General features: G+C 39.1%; 13 protein-coding genes. 2 read left to right on the top strand and 11 right to left on the bottom strand.

What is annotated here, in order from left to right:
- Positions 1 to 17 precede the first annotated feature (17 nt).
- The gene (locus QPX86_RS07100) at positions 18 to 3,176 is read right to left on the bottom strand and encodes a CRTAC1 family protein (RefSeq protein WP_285164752.1); all 3,159 of its coding nucleotides are present in this window, start codon (positions 3,174 to 3,176) and stop codon (positions 18 to 20) included.
- An 80-nt stretch (positions 3,177 to 3,256) separates the two neighbouring features.
- Positions 3,257 to 13,639: a putative Ig domain-containing protein gene (locus tag QPX86_RS07095; RefSeq protein WP_285164751.1), complete on the bottom strand. Its 10,383-nt coding sequence runs from the start codon at positions 13,637 to 13,639 to the stop codon at positions 3,257 to 3,259.
- Between the two features lie 316 nt (positions 13,640 to 13,955).
- On the opposite strand from QPX86_RS07095, the gene QPX86_RS07090 reads away from it, so the two are divergent.
- The gene (locus QPX86_RS07090; RefSeq protein ID WP_285164750.1) at positions 13,956 to 14,387 is read left to right on the top strand and encodes a hypothetical protein; all 432 of its coding nucleotides are present in this window, start codon (positions 13,956 to 13,958) and stop codon (positions 14,385 to 14,387) included.
- Positions 14,388 to 14,427: 40 nt separating this feature from the next.
- Positions 14,428 to 15,666 carry a tail fiber domain-containing protein gene (locus QPX86_RS07085; protein WP_285164749.1) on the top strand — a complete coding sequence of 413 codons (1,239 nt, stop codon included), beginning with the start codon at positions 14,428 to 14,430 and terminating at the stop codon, positions 15,664 to 15,666.
- A gap of 70 nt (positions 15,667 to 15,736) precedes the next feature.
- Here the strand turns inward: QPX86_RS07085 and QPX86_RS07080 are convergent, their stop codons facing one another.
- Genes QPX86_RS07080 through QPX86_RS07040 form a run of 9 tightly spaced genes read right to left on the bottom strand, consistent with a single transcriptional unit; the run spans position 15,737 to position 22,550 of the window.
- Positions 15,737 to 16,372 carry a hypothetical protein gene (locus QPX86_RS07080; protein ID WP_285164748.1) on the bottom strand — a complete coding sequence of 212 codons (636 nt, stop codon included), beginning with the start codon at positions 16,370 to 16,372 and terminating at the stop codon, positions 15,737 to 15,739.
- Positions 16,373 to 16,837, bottom strand: a complete 465-nt coding sequence (locus QPX86_RS07075; RefSeq protein WP_285164747.1) for a GDP-mannose mannosyl hydrolase — start codon at positions 16,835 to 16,837, stop codon at positions 16,373 to 16,375.
- Between the two features lie 55 nt (positions 16,838 to 16,892).
- Positions 16,893 to 17,852: a GDP-L-fucose synthase gene (fcl, locus tag QPX86_RS07070; RefSeq protein WP_285164746.1), complete on the bottom strand. Its 960-nt coding sequence runs from the start codon at positions 17,850 to 17,852 to the stop codon at positions 16,893 to 16,895.
- 8 nt (positions 17,853 to 17,860) lie between these two features.
- Entirely contained in the window at positions 17,861 to 18,475 is a 615-nt protein-coding gene (locus QPX86_RS07065; protein ID WP_285164745.1) for a sulfotransferase family 2 domain-containing protein, read from the bottom strand.
- A gap of 4 nt (positions 18,476 to 18,479) precedes the next feature.
- Entirely contained in the window at positions 18,480 to 19,139 is a 660-nt protein-coding gene (locus QPX86_RS07060; protein WP_285164744.1) for a sulfotransferase family 2 domain-containing protein, read from the bottom strand.
- A 60-nt stretch (positions 19,140 to 19,199) separates the two neighbouring features.
- Positions 19,200 to 20,315: a GDP-mannose 4,6-dehydratase gene (gene gmd, locus QPX86_RS07055; RefSeq protein ID WP_285164743.1), complete on the bottom strand. Its 1,116-nt coding sequence runs from the start codon at positions 20,313 to 20,315 to the stop codon at positions 19,200 to 19,202.
- 31 nt (positions 20,316 to 20,346) lie between these two features.
- Entirely contained in the window at positions 20,347 to 21,078 is a 732-nt protein-coding gene (locus QPX86_RS07050) for a hypothetical protein (RefSeq protein ID WP_285164742.1), read from the bottom strand.
- 30 nt (positions 21,079 to 21,108) lie between these two features.
- Positions 21,109 to 21,813, bottom strand: a complete 705-nt coding sequence (locus QPX86_RS07045; protein WP_285164741.1) for a sulfotransferase domain-containing protein — start codon at positions 21,811 to 21,813, stop codon at positions 21,109 to 21,111.
- Positions 21,813 to 22,550 carry a sulfotransferase family protein gene (locus QPX86_RS07040; RefSeq protein WP_285164740.1) on the bottom strand — a complete coding sequence of 246 codons (738 nt, stop codon included), beginning with the start codon at positions 22,548 to 22,550 and terminating at the stop codon, positions 21,813 to 21,815. The genes QPX86_RS07045 and QPX86_RS07040 overlap by 1 nt, the downstream gene beginning before the upstream one ends.
- Positions 22,551 to 22,562: the final 12 nt, after the last annotated feature.

The following is a 22,562-nucleotide window of genomic DNA, read 5'->3' as shown; positions in this document are numbered from 1 at the left end:
TTTAAATAAATGCTAAATTACTTGTCTTGTTTTGCATAACGTATTGTATAACTGCGATTTGCCAGAACATTCTCAAAGAATTGGCGTTCACCATTTGGCCAAATTACTAAAACTTTGGCATTATCACCTTTGGCAAGTCCAAAGTGTTGCTCTTTTGGGTGAACAGACATATAACCTTGACTACCACTAACCTGACGCCAAGTATAGCTATTCTCATTGTTACCAACGATTATTTGAGCACCAATACCATCTAGATTTACTCCAGCTTCGGGCGCGCCTTTTAGCTTAATTTTAAGCCAATTATTTTCTAGCTTTTGAGCCTGATTTTCGAAAAGTTGTGCAGAATCATGATAATTATTAATGACAATATCTAAGTCTCCATCGTTATCAAAGTCTAAATATGAAGCAGAACGTGAATTAGCAATAATATCTAGTCCACTCATAGCAGATACATTATCTAATTTCCCGCCACTATTTAAGAAAAAGACATTACTTGCTTTAGCTGCATCAGGAAATTGAACATTCATTGATTCGCCGGACTGAGGATCAGCATAATAAGGGTTATCTGTCGAATATACGTAATAATCATTCATGCCATTCAGCACGTATAAATCATCATCGCTATCATTATCAACGTCAAAGAAATCTGCATCCCAAGCCCATCCTGTTGAGGAATAGCCACGCCCAACAAGATCACTGTGTTGATAATTTAATGCTCCCTTCGCATTTTTAGTCGACAAAAATAAATCATTACCTTCGACCACCCGCATATTGGCAAGTTTAGTAGGATTAAACTCGGCTTGAGTGTCCTGACTAGGTAAAACGTATTTTTGATCCTTATTCATCGTTACAATGTTCGATACATAAATGTCAGGTATTCCATCACGATTTAAGTCACTTAAACTAAGGTTCATAGTATATGAAGGCTTATCTGTGCCTATTTTAGATGAATAGTCTACAAAAGCATTTCCTTGATTATTAATATAATAAGCATTAACACCAAAATCGTTGCCTACAATCAAATCTTGCCATCCATCTAAGTTCAAATCAGTATGTATAACAGCCTGGCCCCAACCATTATTATCTGCGCCTAAGGCATTTTTAGCTTCTTCAAACTTAAAGTCACCTTTATTGATAAAGAGGACATTTTTTCCACCATTATCATTGCGCCTTTTTAATGTAGGTAAGTCGCCTTTAAGATAGTTACCGAAATATTGAATGTAAATATCTAATAAACCATCATTATTCACATCAAATATCGTTGCAGGGCCACCGACCATACCTACACCGCCAAGGTTAGAAAGCGAGCTTACCTCGGTAAATTTACCATCGCCATCATTACGATACACATGATGTAGTTCATCAACATAAGTAATAATAATATCTTGGTCGCCATCATTATCTAAATCAGCAATTAATGGTTGTCTTGGCTCCCCTGCACTTTTTTCACTTCCTTCGCGGCGGCTAACATTTAGTAATCCCGCTTGGTCGGTAACATCTTCAAAGTTATCACCACGATTAAGAAATAATTTATTACCTAAGCCACTTAAAATTAAAATATCAGTAAGACCATCACCATTAATATCTTCAGCAGCAACACCACTGCCCCCGAAAGCAGGCGGTATAGTAATAATGCCGGTTTGCTCATCTTTATCTAGATAGCTTCTGAGTTGACGGCTTAACCAATCTGATGAACGATGTTCAGATAAAACACCTTTACTGACAGTAACATTATTAAAGTAACGTTCTGATGAAGTCAGCTTCTCGCTATCAGCTGAAATAATTTGAGCTTGAGCAACATTACTAGGCTTATATGCAGCATAATTGATAATATCTTGATTAAGCTCTTCATAAGTCTTAGCGATTAATGTCGAATTTAATTCTTTAATTCCTAACTCTTTGCCCATTTCCCCAGATTTACGTAATAACAAAACACCATAATGTGCAATCGCTTCACTGAGTAGCTCTGCAGCAAACGGGTCTGCTTCTAGCTTAACAAGGTCGGCAGCATCAACTAATGCTTCTTTTAAGAAAGTCCAATGCAAACCTGAGTCTCTAAACGCATCCATATCGTAAGACTCTATAATCACCTGCTGCTCTTTAGGATAATTGGGGTAAAAAATGACGTCTTCATATTCATTAACGTCATGTGGCAATAAAGCATGAATTGAAGCTGCGACATCACTTTCACCGATGATCACACTTGAATCAGCTTTAGATTGTGCATCTAAGTATAAAGTGCCAGAAAATGCGATCATTGCTTCAGTAAAATACTGCTTGAATGCCTTAGCTTCTGCTTCATCTTTTGGCATTGATAATTTAGCAAAGTAAACTTGAAGATTACGCGCAAAAAGAGTTTGATTAACATCGTTATATTGATTAAAAGCTGCAATTTTCTTGTCTATAAGTCCCATAAATAGACCTGAACTAACAGCTTTTCTAGAAGCTGAAGATGTAAGTTCAGTCGAAGAAACTTGATTAAGTTGTATATTAGGTAGAAGAGTATGACTTACATCATTAACGACAGATGCAGTAATTTGATATTCATCTGATGTACGCGCAGTAATGTCAGATATTTTTAATAACGTTAACGTCATCAAGTCAACTAAATGAGTAACTTCTTCAGCGGCTGAATTGGAAAGGCTAGGTAGTTCTACATCAAAATCAAGTAACACCTCTTGCTCAACTGCCAACATTGCTCTTAATGTATAAGCAATCGAACCATAATGCTGCTGGTCTCTTGCTGTTATTTCCTCTCGAATATCATCAACACTGACACGCCAACCAGGTTTATCATTAATTTGAGTTTGTTCGACAGAAAACAGAGACTGAGACGCTTTATACACCTGCTCTTTTGTTAATATCTCAACACTTGGGTTTTGGGTCGCTGCTAATTCCCATATCGTACGCACTAAGGATTTTTGGTATTTAGTTTTGGCGTAACGGGCTTCTTCAGATAAAGGAGTGCCGTATATAAGCCCTTCAAGACGTGTCGCTGTTGCATGACACTTAGGATCTTTCGTTGACTCTAATTTACCCATTAATTCGAGCAATGAAGACTTGTTCGGAAGGGAATCAAATACAGTTTCATTACTGTATACGTTTAATGAAGTACAACTTAAAGTAATAAGCACATTTAAGCTAACGACTTTAGACCATTTAGAAAAAGCCAACATAGATACAACCCTTAAAGCAAATGGCCAGCTTCAATCATCGAAGCTGGCAAAATAAATCAACATGCAGACTTTGTGCTGCATTAATTTTTATTATAAAAATTTCTTCGACGAACTTGGTAAGCCATCAATAGCATTACAAGAATCACCCACAGAGACAAACTACCGCCATCAGGTAAAGCCTCAACAGTAAACCTTGGTTTATCACGATTATTGGTTTCATCTAAATCAAACTCTTCACTGCTAACTACCCCAATTAACATAAATTCACCACTACGCTGAGGCGTCATACTAATCTTCACATAAACGGTTTCTTGCGCATTAACATCACCGATATGACAGATAACTTTCTGATTCGTATTACTACAATTAGCAGGTAGTGCACTCAGAATTAAGTCATCAGCTACTGACATAGTCAACTTCACATCCCGAGCTAAAGCATTAGTATGATTTGTTATCATCCAATTTATAGATGTCTCTTGATTTTGTTGAGGAAAACTCGGTCCAATGGCATGAACTGAAAGATCAACATCTTCAACTCCAATTGCGCCACTTTCACTGAGATACCAAATTGATACTCCAGATTCACTATCTAACGTAACAAGCTCAGAATAACTATTGTTATTGAGGTCAATTAGTTGCACTGAAACTATGTTCAGACCATCAATGGCAAAGTCGTTTGGCCTAATATCATCTATACCATAAAAGTGCCAAATACTAACTCCGTGAGGCTGTATAAATACAATATCAGTCACTCCATCTTGCTCTATATCAGCAATCAATACATCTTCAGCCAATGGGAAAGAAACTGTTGACTCTAAGGCTTCATTCAACATATCCAAGACCAAATACCACCTATTTTCTCTACGTATCATGGCATCAATTAAACCATCATTATTAACATCGCCTGGAATTATAGAAGCTATTGAATTAGATAAAAATGGAGCAAGTTCAATCGTCCATTGTTCAGCATCATAACTAACTATCACTGAATCAGCTCCATCTCGAGAAACAATTAAGTCATTACTATCACGGGCTTCAATAACAGCAATATCAGAAACACCAACCACATCTGTATTTACCGCATCTGACTCAGAATAACGAGTGTCATCATTTACTTCGACAATGACTTCGCTATCTACTACAGAGTTAGCAGATGAACTTTCTTTTGCAGCTATTTCTTGAATATTATTTTGCAGATTAAGATTTAATAGTGTCGTTACAGTATTACCTGTGCCTAAGTATGAATAAATTGCAATTTCACTTTGATAAAGTCCACCTAATATCATTTCTGGTGAACCATCGCTATCAAGATCAATCACCACTGCAATATCAGCTTTAACATCATCAAGCATCTCAACACTCAATAGTTCGAAAGCATCACCTAAATAATAAACTCTATTACCGTGCTCTTGTCCGCCCGTAGTTACAATATCTTGATAACCATCAAGGTTAATATCAGCAACCACTATGCCAGTGGCATGCATTTGCAATTCAATTGAACTATCTAAAATCAATCCTCCAGCACCATTATTGATATAAATATCAATACTGCTCAGCGATTCATCGTAAATTAACAAGTCACGATAGAAATCATTATTAATGTCTGCAATATAGCCAATTTCAGCAGTTTTACTCGTTAGTACTAAACCAGGTAAATCAGCAACATTTTGGGCTAACAAAATGTGACTCTGTTCATTGATTATCGCCCCATTAATATTCGCGCCTTCAACACTGACCGACACATATGTATGACCTGAATCAATCGTCATCACATCAAATTCAAAATGACTTGCAATATCAGTTTCTACCGCAATATCTTCTTGAACTAAACATTCAAATGTATTCGACGATAAGTCAGCACAATCACTGCCTAACGCAACAATTTCTAATTCGCTAGCGAACTCAACCGTGTAAACCACATCTTTAGCTTCTACATAGCCTAAGTTGGCTATATTGACTGATAAAGTAACCTTGTCATTTAAAGTCGCAGGCGCTGGAGATAATGAGACCTCGACAGCTAAATCTGTATCAGTCGGCTCAGAAACATTGATAATAAACTCTTGAATTATCAGATCTTCTATCACGCTATCAGTTAGCCCTATTTCTATAACAAAATCTTGACCGATGCTATCTACAGGCGGCGTTCCAACAAGTTGATTAACTTCGTTTATGCTCAGCCAGACTGGGGCTGTCACTACAGATAGTGATAAAGTATCGTCGGCATCAATATCCTCTATTTCAATGTCATAGAGGTAAGGAGTTAATGCTTTAGCATCTACAACGGGTTCAGATTCAAACGTTGGAGCATCATTTACATTAATGACTTCAATATCAAAAGCAGGAAAATCGACTTGAATGGTTCCATCAGTTACTGAAATAGAAACACTTTCGAAAATACCAACATCACCATTTTTTGGCGTACCATTCAATGAACCATCCATTTCACTAAACTCCAGCCAATCAGGCTGATTAGTAATAGTAAAACTCAGAGTATCTGTTTCATCATCGTCAACGACTGTTGGTGTATAACTGTATATTTCATCTTGGTTTATAGTCAGAATAGCTGAGCCAGAAAACACTGGTACATCATTAACATTCATCACTTCAATGCTAAACGCTGCCAAGCTCACAGTGTCTGTACCATCTGATACGGAAATGACAATACCCGATGTCGTGCCTACATCCGTATTAGTAGGCGTACCTGACAGTTGACCATTGCTAGTACTGAAGGATGCCCATGTCGGTTTGTTAGTAATGCTGAAGGTTAACGTATCGCCTGCATCATCATCACTGACCGATGGCGTAAAGCTGTAAGCACTGTCTTCATTCACGGTTGTAGCTGGCGAGCCTGTTAATACAGGTGCATCGTTAGTGTTAGTCACTTCAATGCTAAACGCTGCCAAGCTCACAGTGTCTGCACCATCTGATACGGAAATCACGATACCAGACGTGGTGCCTAAGTCAGCATTAGTTGGTGTACCAGATAATTGACCATTGCTAGTACTGAAGGATGCCCATGTCGGTTTATTAGTAATGCTGAAGGTTAACGTATCGCCTGCGTCATCATCACTGACCGATGGCGTAAAGCTGTAAGCACTGTCTTCATTCACGGTTGTCGCTGGCGAGCCTGTTAATACAGGTGCATCGTTAGTGTTAGTCACTTCAATGCTAAACGCTGCCAAGCTCACAGTGTCTGTACCATCTGATACGGAAATCACGATACCAGACGTGGTGCCTAAGTCAGCATTAGTAGGTGTACCTGACAGTTGACCATTGCTAGTACTGAAGGATGCCCATGTCGGTTTGTTAGTAATGCTGAAGGTTAACGTGTCGCCCGTATCGTCATCGCTGACACTTGGGATAAAGCTATACGCACTGTCTTCATTCACTGTTGTCGCTGGTGAGCCTGTTAATACAGGTGCATCGTTAGTGTTAGTCACTTCAATGCTAAACGCTGCCAAGCTCACAGTGTCTGCACCATCTGATACGGAAATCACGATACCAGACGTGGTGCCTAAGTCAGCATTAGTTGGTGTACCAGATAATTGACCATTGCTAGTACTGAAGGATGCCCATGTCGGTTTATTAGTAATGCTGAAGGTTAACGTATCGCCTGCGTCATCATCACTGACCGATGGCGTAAAGCTGTAAGCACTGTCTTCATTCACGGTTGTCGCTGGCGAGCCTGTTAATACAGGTGCATCGTTAGTGTTAGTCACTGTAATACTGAACGCCGCTAAACTCACCGTGTCGGTGCCGTCATTCACTGAAATCACAATACCTGCACTGGTGCCCACATCCGCATTGGTTGGCGTACCCGTTAAGGCGCCATTGGCTGCGCTGAAACTTGCCCAAGATGGTTTGTTGGTAATGCTGAAGGTTAACGTGTCACCCGTATCGTCATCGCTGACACTTGGAATAAAGCTATACGCACTGTCTTCACTCACCGTGGTTGCAGGACTGCCCGATAACACTGGCGCGTCATTGGTGTTACTCACAGTAATACTGAACGCCGCTAAACTCACCGTGTCGGTGCCGTCATTCACTGAAATCACAATACCTGCACTGGTGCCCACATCCGCATTGGTTGGCGTACCCGTTAAGGCGCCATTGGCTGCGCTGAAACTTGCCCAAGATGGTTTGTTGGTAATGCTGAAGCTTAACGTGTCACCCGTATCGTCATCGCTGACACTTGGAATAAAGCTATACGCACTGTCTTCACTCACCGTGGTTGCAGGACTGCCCGATAACACTGGCGCGTCATTGGTGTTACTCACAGTAATACTAAACGCCGCTAAACTCACCGTGTCGGTGCCGTCATTCACTGAAATCACAATACCTGCACTGGTGCCCACATCCGCATTGGTTGGCGTACCCGTTAAGGCGCCATTGGCTGCACTGAAACTTGCCCAAGATGGTTTGTTGGTAATGCTGAAGCTTAACGTGTCACCCGTATCGTCATCGCTGACACTTGGAATAAAGCTATACGCACTGTCTTCACTCACCGTGGTTGCAGGACTGCCCGATAACACTGGCGCGTCATTGGTGTTACTCACAGTAATACTGAACGCCGCTAAACTCACCGTGTCGGTGCCGTCATTCACTGAAATCACAATACCTGCACTGGTGCCCACATCCGCATTGGTTGGCGTACCCGTTAAGGCGCCATTGGCTGCACTGAAACTTGCCCAAGATGGTTTGTTGGTAATGCTGAAGGTTAACGTATCGCCTGCATCATCATCACTGACCGCTGGCGTAAAGCTGTAAGCACTGTCTTCACTCACCGTGGTTGCAGGACTGCCCGATAACACTGGCGCGTCATTGGTGTTACTCACAGTAATACTGAACGCCGCTAAACTCACCGTGTCGGTGCCGTCATTCACTGAAATCACAATACCTGCACTGGTGCCCACATCCGCATTGGTTGGCGTACCCGTTAAGGCGCCATTGGCTGCTCTGAAACTTGCCCAAGATGGTTTGTTGGTAATGCTGAAGGTTAACGTATCGCCTGCATCATCATCACTGACCGCTGGCGTAAAGCTATACGCACTGTCTTCATTCACGGTTGTCGCTGGCGAGCCTGTTAATACAGGTGCATCGTTAGTGTTAGTCACTGTAATACTGAACGCCGCTAAACTCACCGTGTCGGTGCCGTCATTCACTGAAATCACAATACCTGCACTGGTGCCCACATCCGCATTGGTTGGCGTACCCGTTAAGGCGCCATTGGCTGCGCTGAAACTTGCCCAAGATGGTTTGTTGGTAATGCTGAAGCTTAACGTGTCACCCGTATCGTCATCGCTGACACTTGGAATAAAGCTATACGCACTGTCTTCACTCACCGTGGTTGCAGGACTGCCCGATAACACTGGCGCGTCATTGGTGTTACTCACAGTAATACTGAACGCCGCTAAACTCACCGTGTCGGAGCCGTCATTCACTGAAATCACAATACCTGCACTGGTGCCCACATCCGCATTGGTTGGCGTACCCGTTAAGGCGCCATTGGCTGCACTGAAACTTGCCCAAGATGGTTTGTTGGTAATGCTGAAGGTTAACGTATCGCCTGCATCATCATCACTGACCGCTGGCGTAAAGCTATACGCACTGTCTTCACTCACCGTGGTTGCAGGACTGCCCGATAACACTGGCGCGTCATTGGTGTTACTCACAGTAATACTGAACGCCGCTAAACTCACCGTGTCGGAGCCGTCATTCACTGAAATCACAATACCTGCACTGGTGCCCACATCCGCATTGGTTGGCGTACCCGTTAAGGCGCCATTGGCTGCACTGAAACTTGCCCAAGATGGTTTGTTGGTAATGCTGAAGGTTAACGTATCGCCTGCATCATCATCACTGACCGCTGGCGTAAAGCTGTAAGCACTGTCTTCATTCACGGTTGTCGCTGGCGAGCCTGTTAATACAGGTGCATCGTTAGTGTTAGTAACTGTAATACTGAACGCCGCTAAACTCACCGTGTCGGTGCCGTCATTCACTGAAATCACAATACCTGCACTGGTGCCCACATCCGCATTGGTTGGCGTACCCGTTAAGGCGCCATTGGCTGCGCTGAAACTTGCCCAAGATGGTTTGTTGGTAATGCTGAAGGTTAACGTGTCACCCGTATCGTCATCGCTGACACTTGGAATAAAGCTATACGCACTGTCTTCACTCACCGTGGTTGCAGGACTGCCCGATAACACTGGCGCGTCATTGGTGTTACTCACAGTAATACTGAACGCCGCTAAACTCACCGTGTCGGTGCCGTCATTCACTGAAATCACAATACCTGCACTGGTGCCCACATCCGCATTGGTTGGCGTACCCGTTAAGGCGCCATTGGCTGCGCTGAAACTTGCCCAAGATGGTTTGTTGGTAATGCTGAAGCTTAACGTGTCACCCGTATCGTCATCGCTGACACTTGGAATAAAGCTATACGCACTGTCTTCACTCACCGTGGTTGCAGGACTGCCCGATAACACTGGCGCGTCATTGGTGTTACTCACAGTAATACTAAACGCCGCTAAACTCACCGTGTCGGTGCCGTCATTCACTGAAATCACAATACCTGCACTGGTGCCCACATCCGCATTGGTTGGCGTACCCGTTAAGGCGCCATTGGATGCACTGAAACTTGCCCAAGATGGTTTGTTGGTAATGCTGAAGCTTAACGTGTCACCCGTATCGTCATCGCTGACACTTGGAATAAAGCTATACGCACTGTCTTCACTCACCGACGTCACTGGACTGCCCGATAACACTGGCGCGTCATTAAAGTCATATAGTACTGAATAGCCAGTTGCAGCTATATTTCCGTTTCCTAGTATATCAATTGCAGCATCAGCATCGATATTTATTGAAACTGTAGTTTGAGCAATTGGCGCTACTGCCACTGTGTATTTGGCGCCGTTAACCTCTATGAAATTTGAAAAACTCGCATTTGTCCCTTGTAAGTCATTAATATCAAACCCTGTAACGGCTTCACTAAAGTTAATTGTTGCAGTAAAACTGGTTATAACCGGACTTGCTGGACCAGAAATAGTAACTATTGGCGATACGTCATCATAGGTAATGCTTAAACTGTTAGAACTGCTATTACCATTACCAGCAGCATCAAAGCCAGCACTATCAGGAAGAGACACTGCAATTAAAACTTCTCCAGTTGCACTAACGACTACTGAATAAGATTTTTCGTCAATCATTTGAAAATTAGATAATGAACCATTTGTTATATCGATATCAGAAACATCGAACCCAGTAACATTTTCTTCAAAAACAATGTCAACAGTAAAGTCATCGACTTGGTTAGATGCACTAGAACTAAGTGCCACTGTAGGTTTATGTGTATCAACAACAAATGATTCTGAAGGTCCTACTGTCGGTGCTGTATTAACTGAATATCTTGCAGTTCCCTCAGCAATACTGACAGCTATAGACCCATTGCCAGAAAAATTAGTTAAGCTAATTTGCGGTGAACTAGTATCACCATTAATAATCGAAATATCTGCTGTTGCTGTTCCGCTATTGATTAAAGAAATATCTGATACCGTTAGGTTCACTTGCTCTACATCGGTATAAGTAACGTCATAAATTACAGTACCAGAACTTATGATTGCCTGCGAAGGTGAACTAACGTTTATGCTAGGCGTAGGGATTAAAGGTGTCGACTCGTAAACAAATGATAAAGGTGAAGCTGCAATATTGGTTACATTAGGATCTAAGGCATCAACAGCAACACCAGCATTAACAGTTAACGTTACATCACCATCTAAAGTTGGTGTTATTTCAACGTTATAACTGCTACCTGATCCACTGAAGTTATCAGCAGTACCATTTGAAACTGCAATACCACTAATATCAAATCCAGTGACTGAATCGGAAAAAACAATTCCCATATTGACTATTGGTGCAGAAGTTGGACTAGTGACATCAATACTAGTTACCACTGACAACTCATTTATCAATAAATTACTATTTATATTCTCAAACGCAGTGACGATTCCATCGACTTTAGCAGAAACACCTGTAGATTGAGCAGTATATGAGCCTACAGCAACAGAGTCCGGAATCGATAAAGTAATTTGTAAACTGCATTGCTCTCCGTTCACCACTTCGATTTGCGCAACCGTTAAAAAATAATTAATCGCGGTTGTCGCTGAGGAGCTAGCGCCACAAAAGCCTGTTTGATCAACCGAACTTATCGTTGCACCAGAAATAAAGTTATTAAAGTTTTCACTAAAGCTTAATTCAGTAACATCTCCAGCGCCAGCCAGGTTGCTAATAGTATAAGTTAAATCAATTTGAGCACCGCCAGCACCAACTCTAAGAGAACTTGAGTCAAAGTCCTTACTAAACGTTAACCCTGAGACGTCAACACTATTACTCGCTGCAATATTGGTTACTGTACTTCCGTTTACTGTTGCACTTACTTCTGAGCTAGTAAATGTAAACCCGCTACCAACAGTATCTGCAGGTAATTGAACTGGAATAGAGAATTGGCAATCATTCCCAGCAGTTAATACGCCGCCGCTTAGTGTTATTAATGAAGTGCCACTCGCAACTGAACCAACACCACAAATATCATTGAGTGGTAAACCAGTGGCCACTAGTCCAGTTAACCCAGCGTCTAAATCTAAAGTAAAACCTACACCCGTTGCATCAGTACTTGAATTTGCATGATGATTTAACTTTACATTTATCGAGCTAGTAGCCCCCGGTATTAGCACGTTATCCGCAAACTCAAAGGTTAACGTTGGTGCAGCATCTACATCGAATGAAACAAAAGCAGAAGGAGAAATCCCCGAAACGATATCACCATTAATACTTGCACTTATATTACTAGATTCAAAAATATAGTTTCCAGGTACAACAGCATCATTGAGTGTAAGAATTAAATCAAAAGAACAGCTTACGCCAGCATCAAGAGTGACATTGGAAATGTTTAAGGTGAATAAGTCTAAATCGACTGTTGTAAGGCTACTTCCTGAAATATTACAAAAATTACTGCCTGGTAAGGTTTTTACTGAAACAAAAGAAGGAGAGCCCACCAGTGTTGTAAATGAAACTGCTGTTGCTTGATTAACAGCATCCACATTCGTCAATGTATAGCGTAATGTTAAATCTTCACCAGCAGACAAACCGCTTTCAACCACTGACATCTGCATGGTCGGAGCATTGGAAACTGTAAACGAATTAATCACATCATCATATGCATTATTTAATGATGAAGAAATATTGGTTGCAGTGTTAACGTAAGAGCCGCTAGAAGCATTAGCAGGTACTTGTACCGATATAGTAAATGAACAATTTCCAGAGGCTGGTACTACCCCGTTGTTGAGGGTAATTATACTCGTACCAGAAATTGACGAACCAACCCCACAAACATCATTTAGCGGAAGTCCTACTGCAGCAAGACCCGATAACGATGCACTGAGGTCATTGGTAAATGTTGCATTTTCAGCAGCGTTACTGCGGTCAAAGTTAGATAGAGTGACGACTAAGTCAACTAATTCACCTGGTTGGACTATTTTAGGAGAAAAAGCTAAATCAACAAAACCTATTCCATTAACAGTTAATGAATCCCCGACTTTACCTATATTAATTGCAACATTACTTTCAGAGTAGCTCAAGTCAGTGGTTATAACATCATACTCACCTCCAGAATCACTATTAATCGTTACAGTGACTGAGCATGAACTTCCAATACCTGAAACAAAAGCCACAATAGCATTGTTCAAGTTGTATGAACTCAAATTTAACGTCGAATCATTTTGTTTAGTTGCAGTAAAATATTGCCCACAATTATTGGTTGCAGCATCATCACCAAAAGTAAGGCCTGAAGGCAATTCAATTGAACCAAGGAAATTATATGCGAAACCTGCTGAGTTACTAGTTAGCGTTAGCGTTAACGTTGTTGAGTCTTGATACTTAATAACACTATCGGAAAAATCTAAATTTGCAGATATTGAACTAGTAGATACGGTAATGTCTTTAGAAATATTAGTTCCAGAGCCTAAACTGGAGCTAAAACCACTCGTAGTAATGCTTAATACTTGATCAGTTGCTGAATCGGAAAATACGTCAAATGAAATTTGACAACTTTGAGCAAAACTTAATTCATAACTTGTAAAACTGGCCGAATTGCTTCCGCTGTTGACACTTCCAGAACCATTAGCACAAGAAGTGGAAAAATTAGCTTGATTGGATATCACAACATCAACTGGCAAATTTACTGTGAAGTCAATATTCGAAGCATTTGTATCTGCTGAATTATTATTCAAGGTATAAGTTAATGTTGAAGCACTTCCACTTGAGACGCTTTCACTACTTAACTCAGCAGTTAAAGCTAAATCAGTGCCAGAAGCATTAGCCTCTATGGGTATAATAAAAATAAATAACAAACAAAATGAAAAGAGGTTAGACAGGAATTTATTATGTTCTTTTTTTTGTTCTAATGGCATAAGGGCACCAAATTTCCTTTTTGAATGAAACTCTCCTATCGAGTAACACAATAATAACACTAGTTCACAAAAGTAACACATCAAAATATTATCAAAAAAACATACACACTTTGTCACCCTAATATAGTCCACTTACAAAGAAATCACACAAAGCATTGTTTTTAAGAGCTATTAACTTCAGACTCAGAATTAAAATAAATAGACATCAACTTTAACGGGACTAACAGGTTCTACCAGCGCCATAATTTTGACACCCACCTTTCACTTTTGTTAAAAAGTAGTTAAAATAAATAAACACATACTAAAGGGTATAAAAATGAACAAAAATATATACAAAGCTCTTTATTTATCTTCATTGTTATTTTGCGCTGTAGTTAAAGCTGAAACACAAAGCATTGTAGTTAGCGCAACTGAGCTTGATATTGAAGCAGAAGAATTAAATTATGATTTTGCGACCGTCACTATTACAGGTCCAAATGACTATCGTTATCAAGCGCAATTAGACGCTAAAGACTCACAACTTGATTTTGAACGTTTAGGTCATTTAGCAGAAGGTCACTATAAATATGAAATTCTTTACACAAAGAATAATGGAATTGAAAAAGTATCAGATAGAAAAACAGGAAGAGATAACGTTTATCGAAATGTTGGTGAAGTAGTCACGCACTGGGGACATTTCAATATTCTAAATGGAGAATTTGTTGATGCACAATCAGAAACAGAGCCTCCTTTTATCAGCAATAATTAAGCAAGCGCAGTACATATTAAATTTTAATCAAGGAAATAAAATGAAAATAACTAAGTATAGCGCGTTAGCGTTTTTGTCATTACCAGTCATGATGACAAATTCTGCAGTTGCAGATAATCAAATTTTAGATGATTTAATTGTTACTCAAAGTGCTTGTATTGGTCAAGATTGTGTTAATGGTGAATCTTTCGGTTTCGATACATTAAGACTTAAAGAAAACAACCTAAGAATAAAATTTCAAGACACCAGTACTAGTGCGAGTTTCCCAAGTAACGATTGGCAAATAACCGCCAATGACAGTGAAAATGGTGGTGCAAACAAGTTTTCAATCGATGATGTAACAGGTAGTAAAACCCCTTTTACTATAGAGGCGTCAGCTCCGAGTCACTCATTATATGTAGATGCTAGTGGTAGTGTTGGCCTAGGTACTTCAAATCCAATTGTAGAAATGCATGTTGTTAACGGTGATAGCCCAACTTTACGATTAGAACAAAATGGCAGTTCAGGTTTTACCGCCCAAACGTGGGATCTTGCGGGGAATGAAACTAACTTTTTTGTACGTGATGTAAGTAATGGCTCTAAACTACCTTTTAAAATTATGCCAAATGCACCAACAAACTCATTAGTAGTTTCAGCAAGTGGTAATGTAGGTATTGGAGATCAAACTCCAGATGCCGCTTTAGATATTGAAAGTGGGAATGTAAAAATTACAAATGGTGTTTTAGAAGTTGCAAACAGTAGTTCAAGTTATAACACAACTTTGATTAACTTAGAAAGAGCCGGCGCATCAAGAGTCACATTTAAAGAAACCAACACCAGCTATCCTTCTGACTGGCAATTATCTAATTTTCAACAAACATTCGTTATTAATGAAAAAACCAATGACGGTCTTCCTGAATTTACTTTAGATGAAGATGGAAATTTAACTCTTAAAGGACAAGTAACAGCAAATAATGTGTTACTCACTTCGGATGTTAATAAAAAAGAAAACTTCTTGAGTGTTGACTCAACAGCAATACTAAATGCTATTGCTCAATTGAGCATTTCCAAATGGAACTATAAGTCAGAATCTGAGAACACTCAACATATTGGGCCGATGGCTCAACAGTTTTATGACTTGTTTGGTTTAGGTGATAGTGAAAAACATATTTCAGCTATCGATTCAGCAGGTGTGTCCCTTGCTGCAGCAAAGGCTTTACTTGAGCTAAATAATCAAAAAGAGAAGAAAATTGCTGATTTAGAGCAAAGATTAGAGAAGCTTGAAAAAGCATTAAACTAATCTAACAAACAAAAACCAGCCTGTTTAGGCTGGTTTTTTTATGGAACTTATTCAAGCAGTGTAATCAAGGTTAACTAAGTTTCGCACTATACTCTTCTACTTTTTGATTGATTAAAGGACCGTCTGGCCTAAACTGCTTGGCAATACACATTAGCTTATGAGCAGCGGACAAATTAATCGTCTCTAAACGTAAAGCCTCGTCTCGTATATACTCTAAGTCACTATCATTTTTAATATCTGATGCTGAAAGCTGATTCACATCTAACCTAGGAGAGTCAGGTCTATTAGCTCTAAATACTTGATAAAACTGCTCAATCAATCGTTCAAAATCTTGGTGTGAAATGCCACGAATAGCCTCATTAACCTTGTTAATGTTTGAATTATTGCCGCTTAGTTTAATGTCACCCTTTTCAATGTGACGAATTAAGTCAAACTTTGACACGCTGGTTAAAAATATATTTAAATCAGCAGACAAACTCACAGCAGAGATTGAGTCAGATATTTCAATTAAGGGAGTAAACACATTATTTGAGTGCCTAAATGCCCACTGTTTATCTAAATCATCAATGCGTAATACTAAGCTAATATCTGATAGTGTTAGTTGATTATTTGACGAAAACAAAAAATTTAGCGCTTTAATTAACGCGTTATATTGCAGTTTAGATGGAAGTATTTTTAAACCCGCAGAAACTATGATATTTCTCATTTAAAAAATACCCTCTGCTTCTATGTACCACTTACTGTGTTTATGTACCGTTGTATCTTGCAGTATTTCACGCTTGCTAAACCATTTGTAATGGCCGTGTTGCGCCGTGGGTAACTCATCAATATTAACATCAACAATAAGCTTATATCCAAGCACCACATAATGAGTAGACACTGCATTGCTGAACACACAGTCATCATAAAAATGCTCAAACGGACCAATTAAACTAGCTTGCTTTCTATGAGCAATAATCCCCAGTTCTTGTTCACATAAACGGCTAAATGCCATATCTAAAGACTCATTTTTTAAAATACGCCCGCCTGGCACAAACCACATTCCTTTAGCTGGGCGGTTAGTTCTTAATCCTAACAACACTTGTCCTTGGCTGTTTTCAATCAATAAATCTATTGAAACCAGCGGAGTGGAGTCAATAACTTGAGTAAAAACATCTTCAGATAAATACATAAATTGATACCTATAAAACGTGATACAGAAACGAACTGTACCAAAAACGATTTAACTAACCTCTAAAACTATCTTGGTTGGCTAAAAACCATTGATAAGCATCTTGTAAACCCGCTTCTAAATCATATGAATATTGCCAACCTAAAGCAGCTAGTCTATCCACATTCATTAATTTACGTGGGGCACCATCAGGCTTAGAGCTATCCCAAATAATCTTACCTTTAAACTGGGTCACTTTAGCTACCGTTTCCACTAACTCACGAATGGTACAATCAACACCGGTACCTACGTTAATGTGGCTCAACATTGGCTCGGTATTTGCCTCATAGCTCCCTTTGTCGAGTTCCATAACATGAATGGATGCAGCAGCCATATCATCAACGTGTAAAAATTCACGCATAGGCTTACCGCTGCCCCAAGCAACCACCTCGCTATCGCCACGCTGTGCAGCCTCATGAAAACGGCGTAATAATGCAGGGATAACGTGTGAATTTTCAGGATGGAAGTTGTCATGTGGACCATAGAGGTTTGTTGGCATAACACTACGGTAATCGACACCATGTTGGCGATTATAAGATTCACACAGTTTTATTCCGGCGATTTTTGCAATGGCATAAGGCTCATTGGTTTCTTCAAGCATGCCTGTTAATAAGGCCGTTTCCTGCATAGGTTGCGGGGCAAGTTTAGGGTAAATACAAGAAGACCCTAAAAAAAGTAGTTTGGTCACGCCAGCGTTAAATGCACTATTAATAATGTTGCATTCAATCATTAAATTTTCATAAATGAAATCAGCTGGATACGTATTATTAGCGTGAATACCACCGACTTTAGCGGCTGCTAAATAAACTTCATCAATTTTGGCTTTAGCAAAAAAATCAGCTACCGATTGCTGATTAGTCAAATCTAACTCTGAACGACTACGAGTGATAACCTCAACAGCACCTTGTGATTGAAGTTGCCTTACAATGGCCGAGCCAACCATGCCACGATGGCCCGCAACAAATACTTTTTTCATATTAATACCTAACAAATATTCTGACTAAAATGGTAATCACCAAAGGCGATTTCTTCTGAAAACTTTTCTCTCACAAGTGAGATTAATTCTGCATCATAATAAGTTATGTAATCAGCTCTGGTTGACTTATTACGAACATAAAGTGGAGCACAAGGAATGCCTATATCATGGCAAACTGAATCAAAATCGTGCTGCAAATGCTCAAAGCGCATAACTTTATTGACATTTTCACTCCAAACTCTACTTTCTTTTAGCGATAATAATTCGGGTAATGTCGCTACAGAGTTGACTAATTGAATGAAACTATCTTTATTCCATTCAGTCATTTGACGATGAGGTGAAAAATAAAACGATATCATTCTCTCCCACGGATTTCTAACAGTAGTAAATACGAATAATTTATCAAATAAATTGGGTGCTAATGCATCTCTATACTGCTGTAAACTAGAATGCTTATGAAGCGAGGGATCATTACTCCTTATCTCGAACCTTTCTACTCCATCTTGTATCGCATTCAAGCACACTTTGTTATCTTCAGAGTATTCACAAAGCACATTTTGTATACTATTACCGGCAGTTTTAGGCAGGTGAATGAATAAAAACTGATGTTTAATTGATAGCAAAAAATCATCCTTTTAACGAATAATTGAAATATTCTAATTCGAATCCATAAAAGCTTTTAACTATTTCAAGTGAGTTAACATCATAAAAGTCTACAAGCTCAATGTCATTATTTCTAAATCCTCGCTTAAATGAGGGGATTTCACTTTCTAAATATGGAATGTCTAGAATATTACAAACGTGTTCTACATCATTAGATAAATGCTCGTATCGTATAAAGAAATCCATTACAGGAATTGAGTCAATGCAATAAACAGGTTTATCGTTAACAAGTTTACCAGCTTGCAACCAATGCCTGAATGCTTGAATATCATCAGACTGGTTAATTAACTTCTGATTTTTTGACTTCACAAAGTGGTAATAAGCAGACACTAACTTATCAAAAGGGTTTCTAATTGAACAAAATTTAAAATAACTATTCCAAATATCAATATCAAGACGGCCTTTTAATATATTTGCAGGAATGTGATTATAAAAATGGCTGCCTTTGCAATTTGGTCCTCGGCAACCAATAACACCAGCATCAGAGGAGTACTCTTCCCGATGATGCAGTTCTTCCCAATCGCCCTCAGGCATACAATACTTTTCAAAATATGATTCTAAAGAAGTACTTGCCGTTTTAACAGTTTTTAAATAAATAAAGTTCTTACGATGACTGACAAGCATAATGCATCCGATAAAAAAAATGCCAACAGTGATGTTGGCATTTTACACTATAAAATTTTTTTATTCTTTGGCTACTGCTACGTCAAAACCATGTTTTTCAAGCAGCGCATGCTGTTTAGCCTTACTAAGGTCAAACTGAACCATTTCTGCACACATTTCTTCAACAGTGATTTCTGGTGTCCAACCAAGTTTTTCTTTAGCTTTAGCAGGGTTACCGAGCAAAGTTTCAACTTCTGCTGGGCGGAAGTAGCGAGTATCAACTTTAACAATCACATCGCCAATGTTTACACCAGGTGCATCATCACCTGAAATCGCCACGACAGTGGCAATTTCGTCAACACCTTCGCCGCTGAACTCAAGCTCTATACCGGCTTCGGCTGCTGACATGCGGACAAACTCACGTACCGAAATTTGCTTACCTGTAGCAATAACAAAATCTTCAGCAGTATCTTGTTGCAACATCATCCACTGCATGCGCACGTAATCTTTAGCATGACCCCAGTCACGTAATGCATCCATGTTGCCAAGGAATAAGCACTTCTCTAACCCTTGGGCAATATTAGCCACAGCACGAGTAATTTTGCGAGTTACAAAGGTTTCACCACGGCGTGGTGACTCATGGTTAAATAAAATACCATTACAAGCGTGCATCCCATAAGATTCACGGTAGTTAACCACAATCCAGTAGGCATACATTTTCGCTACTGCATAAGGTGAACGCGGGTGGAAAGGTGTGGTTTCCGTTTGCGGAATTTCTTGAACCTCACCATAAAGCTCTGAAGTCGACGCTTGATAAAATTTAGTGGTTTTTTCCATACCCAAGAAACGGATAGCTTCAAGTAAGCGAAGCGTTCCCATCGCATCAACATCGGCAGTGTATTCAGGCGCTTCAAACGATACAGCTACATGAGACTGCGCACCTAAATTGTACACTTCGTCTGGCTGCACTTCTTTCAAAATACGGGTCAAATTAGAGCTATCGGTCAAATCCCCGTAATGCAAAAAGAAACGCGGGCTTTCTTCATGACGATCTTGATAGATATGATCAACACGACCAGTATTAAACAAAGAGGCACGGCGTTTTATTCCATGAACCTCATAACCTTTTTCCAATAAAAACTCAGCTAAATAAGAACCATCTTGCCCGGTAACACCGGTAATTAACGCTTTTTTCATTTCCAATTCCTAAACTTTAAAATTTTAAACTTTAAATTAGTGACTCAATCTTATTTCTGAAGCTAGAATATTTACTTTTTAGAGCATTTATATCAGTCGACGACATTCTTTCATTATAACGACCAACACCACCAACATTAAACTCTGGTATAACTGGATTACTTTTACTCGAATACCTTGTCAACACATCTACAACAATTTCGTCGGGCACCTCAACCCCCACCGACTTAAAAGACGAGACGATATTATCAACTGCAGTGTTTGTGTTGTAGCATAGCTGCTCATAATGTATATGAGTTATAAAATCAAAATTGAGCCAACTTTCAGCTATTTCAACTGTTTTAGGTAACCGTTGAACGGCATCATCCAAACATTTGATACTAGCAAAACCGGTGCGCTGTTTCTCAATTGGTTTAAGGCGTTCTGTAACTCCAACGTCTAATAGCGATATTGCTATATCAAGAGGATCTCTATAAGTAGCAATAGCGCAACCACCTTGACTTTGAATGTGTTCCCCTAGTTCTGCTGAGATCGGCGCATGGCTTTTAATGACCAGAATCTCATTTTGAGGAATACGTTCATTAAAATATTCGTATTCTTCGATATTAAATATATTTTGATATTCCACTCTAAAGTTTTTATCATCAATATAAGTCTTTCTTAATAAATTCTGATTATGGCCTAACTCTTCAGTAAGATCCTTGACAATTGACCAAGCAAAACTCGATGCCGACTTTTGCATTCCGTAACAAATAAAAATCATGATACCTCTTTATTAGAATTTAAAAAGTATTTAACTTAGTGAGTAGCCTAATGTTAAAATAACATCCCTCATTTCTATATTGCATTTATCAATATCAGAAGAAGTCATTTCATGAATATATCTGTTTTTCAATCCTGTATTAAATTGTCTTGTTCCTTTTTTACGGCTTTCGAGCTCATCTAAACAGATTTTTTCCGCCTGAGCCTGTGTTACTGAAATACCAAAATACCCAGCTAATTTCATCAACTGCTGTTCAGGAAACTCTATCAAACTCTCATATTTTATAGCACAACAATCACTTTTTAAATAAAGTACTGCTGACTTTGCCCATGACTTAACATTAGGTATTGCATCTGAGACATTGCCATAATTTTGAAAAACCTCTCCATTTGTTCTAGCTCTATGATCTAATGATGATAATATACAATCTCTAGGATCTCTATATGTGAACGGAGTGAATATCTTTTCTTGGGTCAAAAAGCAACTAAAGCGATCCAAGTTTTTTTCATGAACTTTCACAGCTAATGGCCCGAATTCTTTAGATATGCTATCCAATAAAAGTAATGATTTATCATTCAAATTACTAACAAATAGATCACTCCCTTCGAGCTCCCCTTTTAAAATCGCCTCTCGAACGGCATTTTCAGCATTAATGCTAGTTTTTAGCAAATCACGTGTTAATTTAAAAAGATAGGAACTACCACTCTTTGGGATACCATTTGATAAGACTAACATTATAACTCCAAAGCATCTGTTATCAAATCATAACCAAAACTTTTAAAATCGGGTAAATACAAAGCACTCACTAACTTGAACTCTTGTTCAGTGTAATATTTTTCGATTTTACTAGTTGCATTTGTAGGTGCAAAGCTCACTTTTTTCTGGCTCGGAAAATCAATATCACATCCTATATTCTGCAACAGTGTTGGTGCATCTTTAACTAGATTCTCAAGCTTACCTATAAACGTATAATCAACGCGATCTACTTTAAGCAGTTCTACTTGTGGAAGCCAGTGTTCATTTCGAGTATGTACATCATTAACGTTAGTTAGCCAAGATAGAAAACAATAAAAGTTAACTTTCGACTCTAATGGCAATTCTTTACAACGATATTCATCAACTTCTGTAAATACTTTGTAAAAATAACTATTATCATCATTTAGACCTCTTACACCTTCGGCATAAGGTTCAATTTTATTTAGATAAGCCGATAATATTCTTGTATATGGGTTTCTTACAAAGGCATATTTAGGTATTGAGTTATCATCTATTAACCCTATGGGGTTAGCTTGATCTGAAACAAAAGATAAGCCGCTTTCTACTCTATTATGCGCTAAAGCAGGTTTTAAATAATCCTCAGCACCATTAAGGTAACGCATTATGCATTTCCAATTTGTACAAGCAACTTTTGGGTTATAAGCAAAAATAAAGCTTTGCTTCTCCATATAAATGAAATTAAAAAAATCTTTCACTGTAATCTATCC

Origin of the sequence: Shewanella goraebulensis (assembly GCF_030252245.1) — a bacterium.
Classification (GTDB): domain Bacteria; phylum Pseudomonadota; class Gammaproteobacteria; order Enterobacterales; family Shewanellaceae; genus Shewanella; species Shewanella goraebulensis.
Note: the sequence above shows the minus strand (reverse complement) of the source record. Positions and strands in the feature narration are given on the sequence as shown.

Bases quoted from the DNA above. Each gene is read 5' to 3' on its own strand.
- QPX86_RS07100 (WP_285164752.1), bottom strand. From the start codon at position 3,176: ATGTTGGCTTTTTCTAAATGGTCTAAAGTCGTTAGCTTAAATGTGCTT.
- QPX86_RS07095 (WP_285164751.1), bottom strand. From the start codon at position 13,639: ATGCCATTAGAACAAAAAAAAGAACATAATAAATTCCTGTCTAACCTC.
- QPX86_RS07090 (WP_285164750.1), top strand. From the start codon at position 13,956: ATGAACAAAAATATATACAAAGCTCTTTATTTATCTTCATTGTTATTT.
- QPX86_RS07085 (WP_285164749.1), top strand. From the start codon at position 14,428: ATGAAAATAACTAAGTATAGCGCGTTAGCGTTTTTGTCATTACCAGTC.
- QPX86_RS07080 (WP_285164748.1), bottom strand. From the start codon at position 16,372: ATGAGAAATATCATAGTTTCTGCGGGTTTAAAAATACTTCCATCTAAA.
- QPX86_RS07075 (WP_285164747.1), bottom strand. From the start codon at position 16,837: ATGTATTTATCTGAAGATGTTTTTACTCAAGTTATTGACTCCACTCCG.
- fcl (WP_285164746.1), bottom strand. From the start codon at position 17,852: ATGAAAAAAGTATTTGTTGCGGGCCATCGTGGCATGGTTGGCTCGGCC.
- QPX86_RS07060 (WP_285164744.1), bottom strand. From the start codon at position 19,139: ATGCTTGTCAGTCATCGTAAGAACTTTATTTATTTAAAAACTGTTAAA.
- gmd (WP_285164743.1), bottom strand. From the start codon at position 20,315: ATGAAAAAAGCGTTAATTACCGGTGTTACCGGGCAAGATGGTTCTTAT.
- QPX86_RS07050 (WP_285164742.1), bottom strand. From the start codon at position 21,078: ATGATTTTTATTTGTTACGGAATGCAAAAGTCGGCATCGAGTTTTGCT.
- QPX86_RS07045 (WP_285164741.1), bottom strand. From the start codon at position 21,813: ATGTTAGTCTTATCAAATGGTATCCCAAAGAGTGGTAGTTCCTATCTT.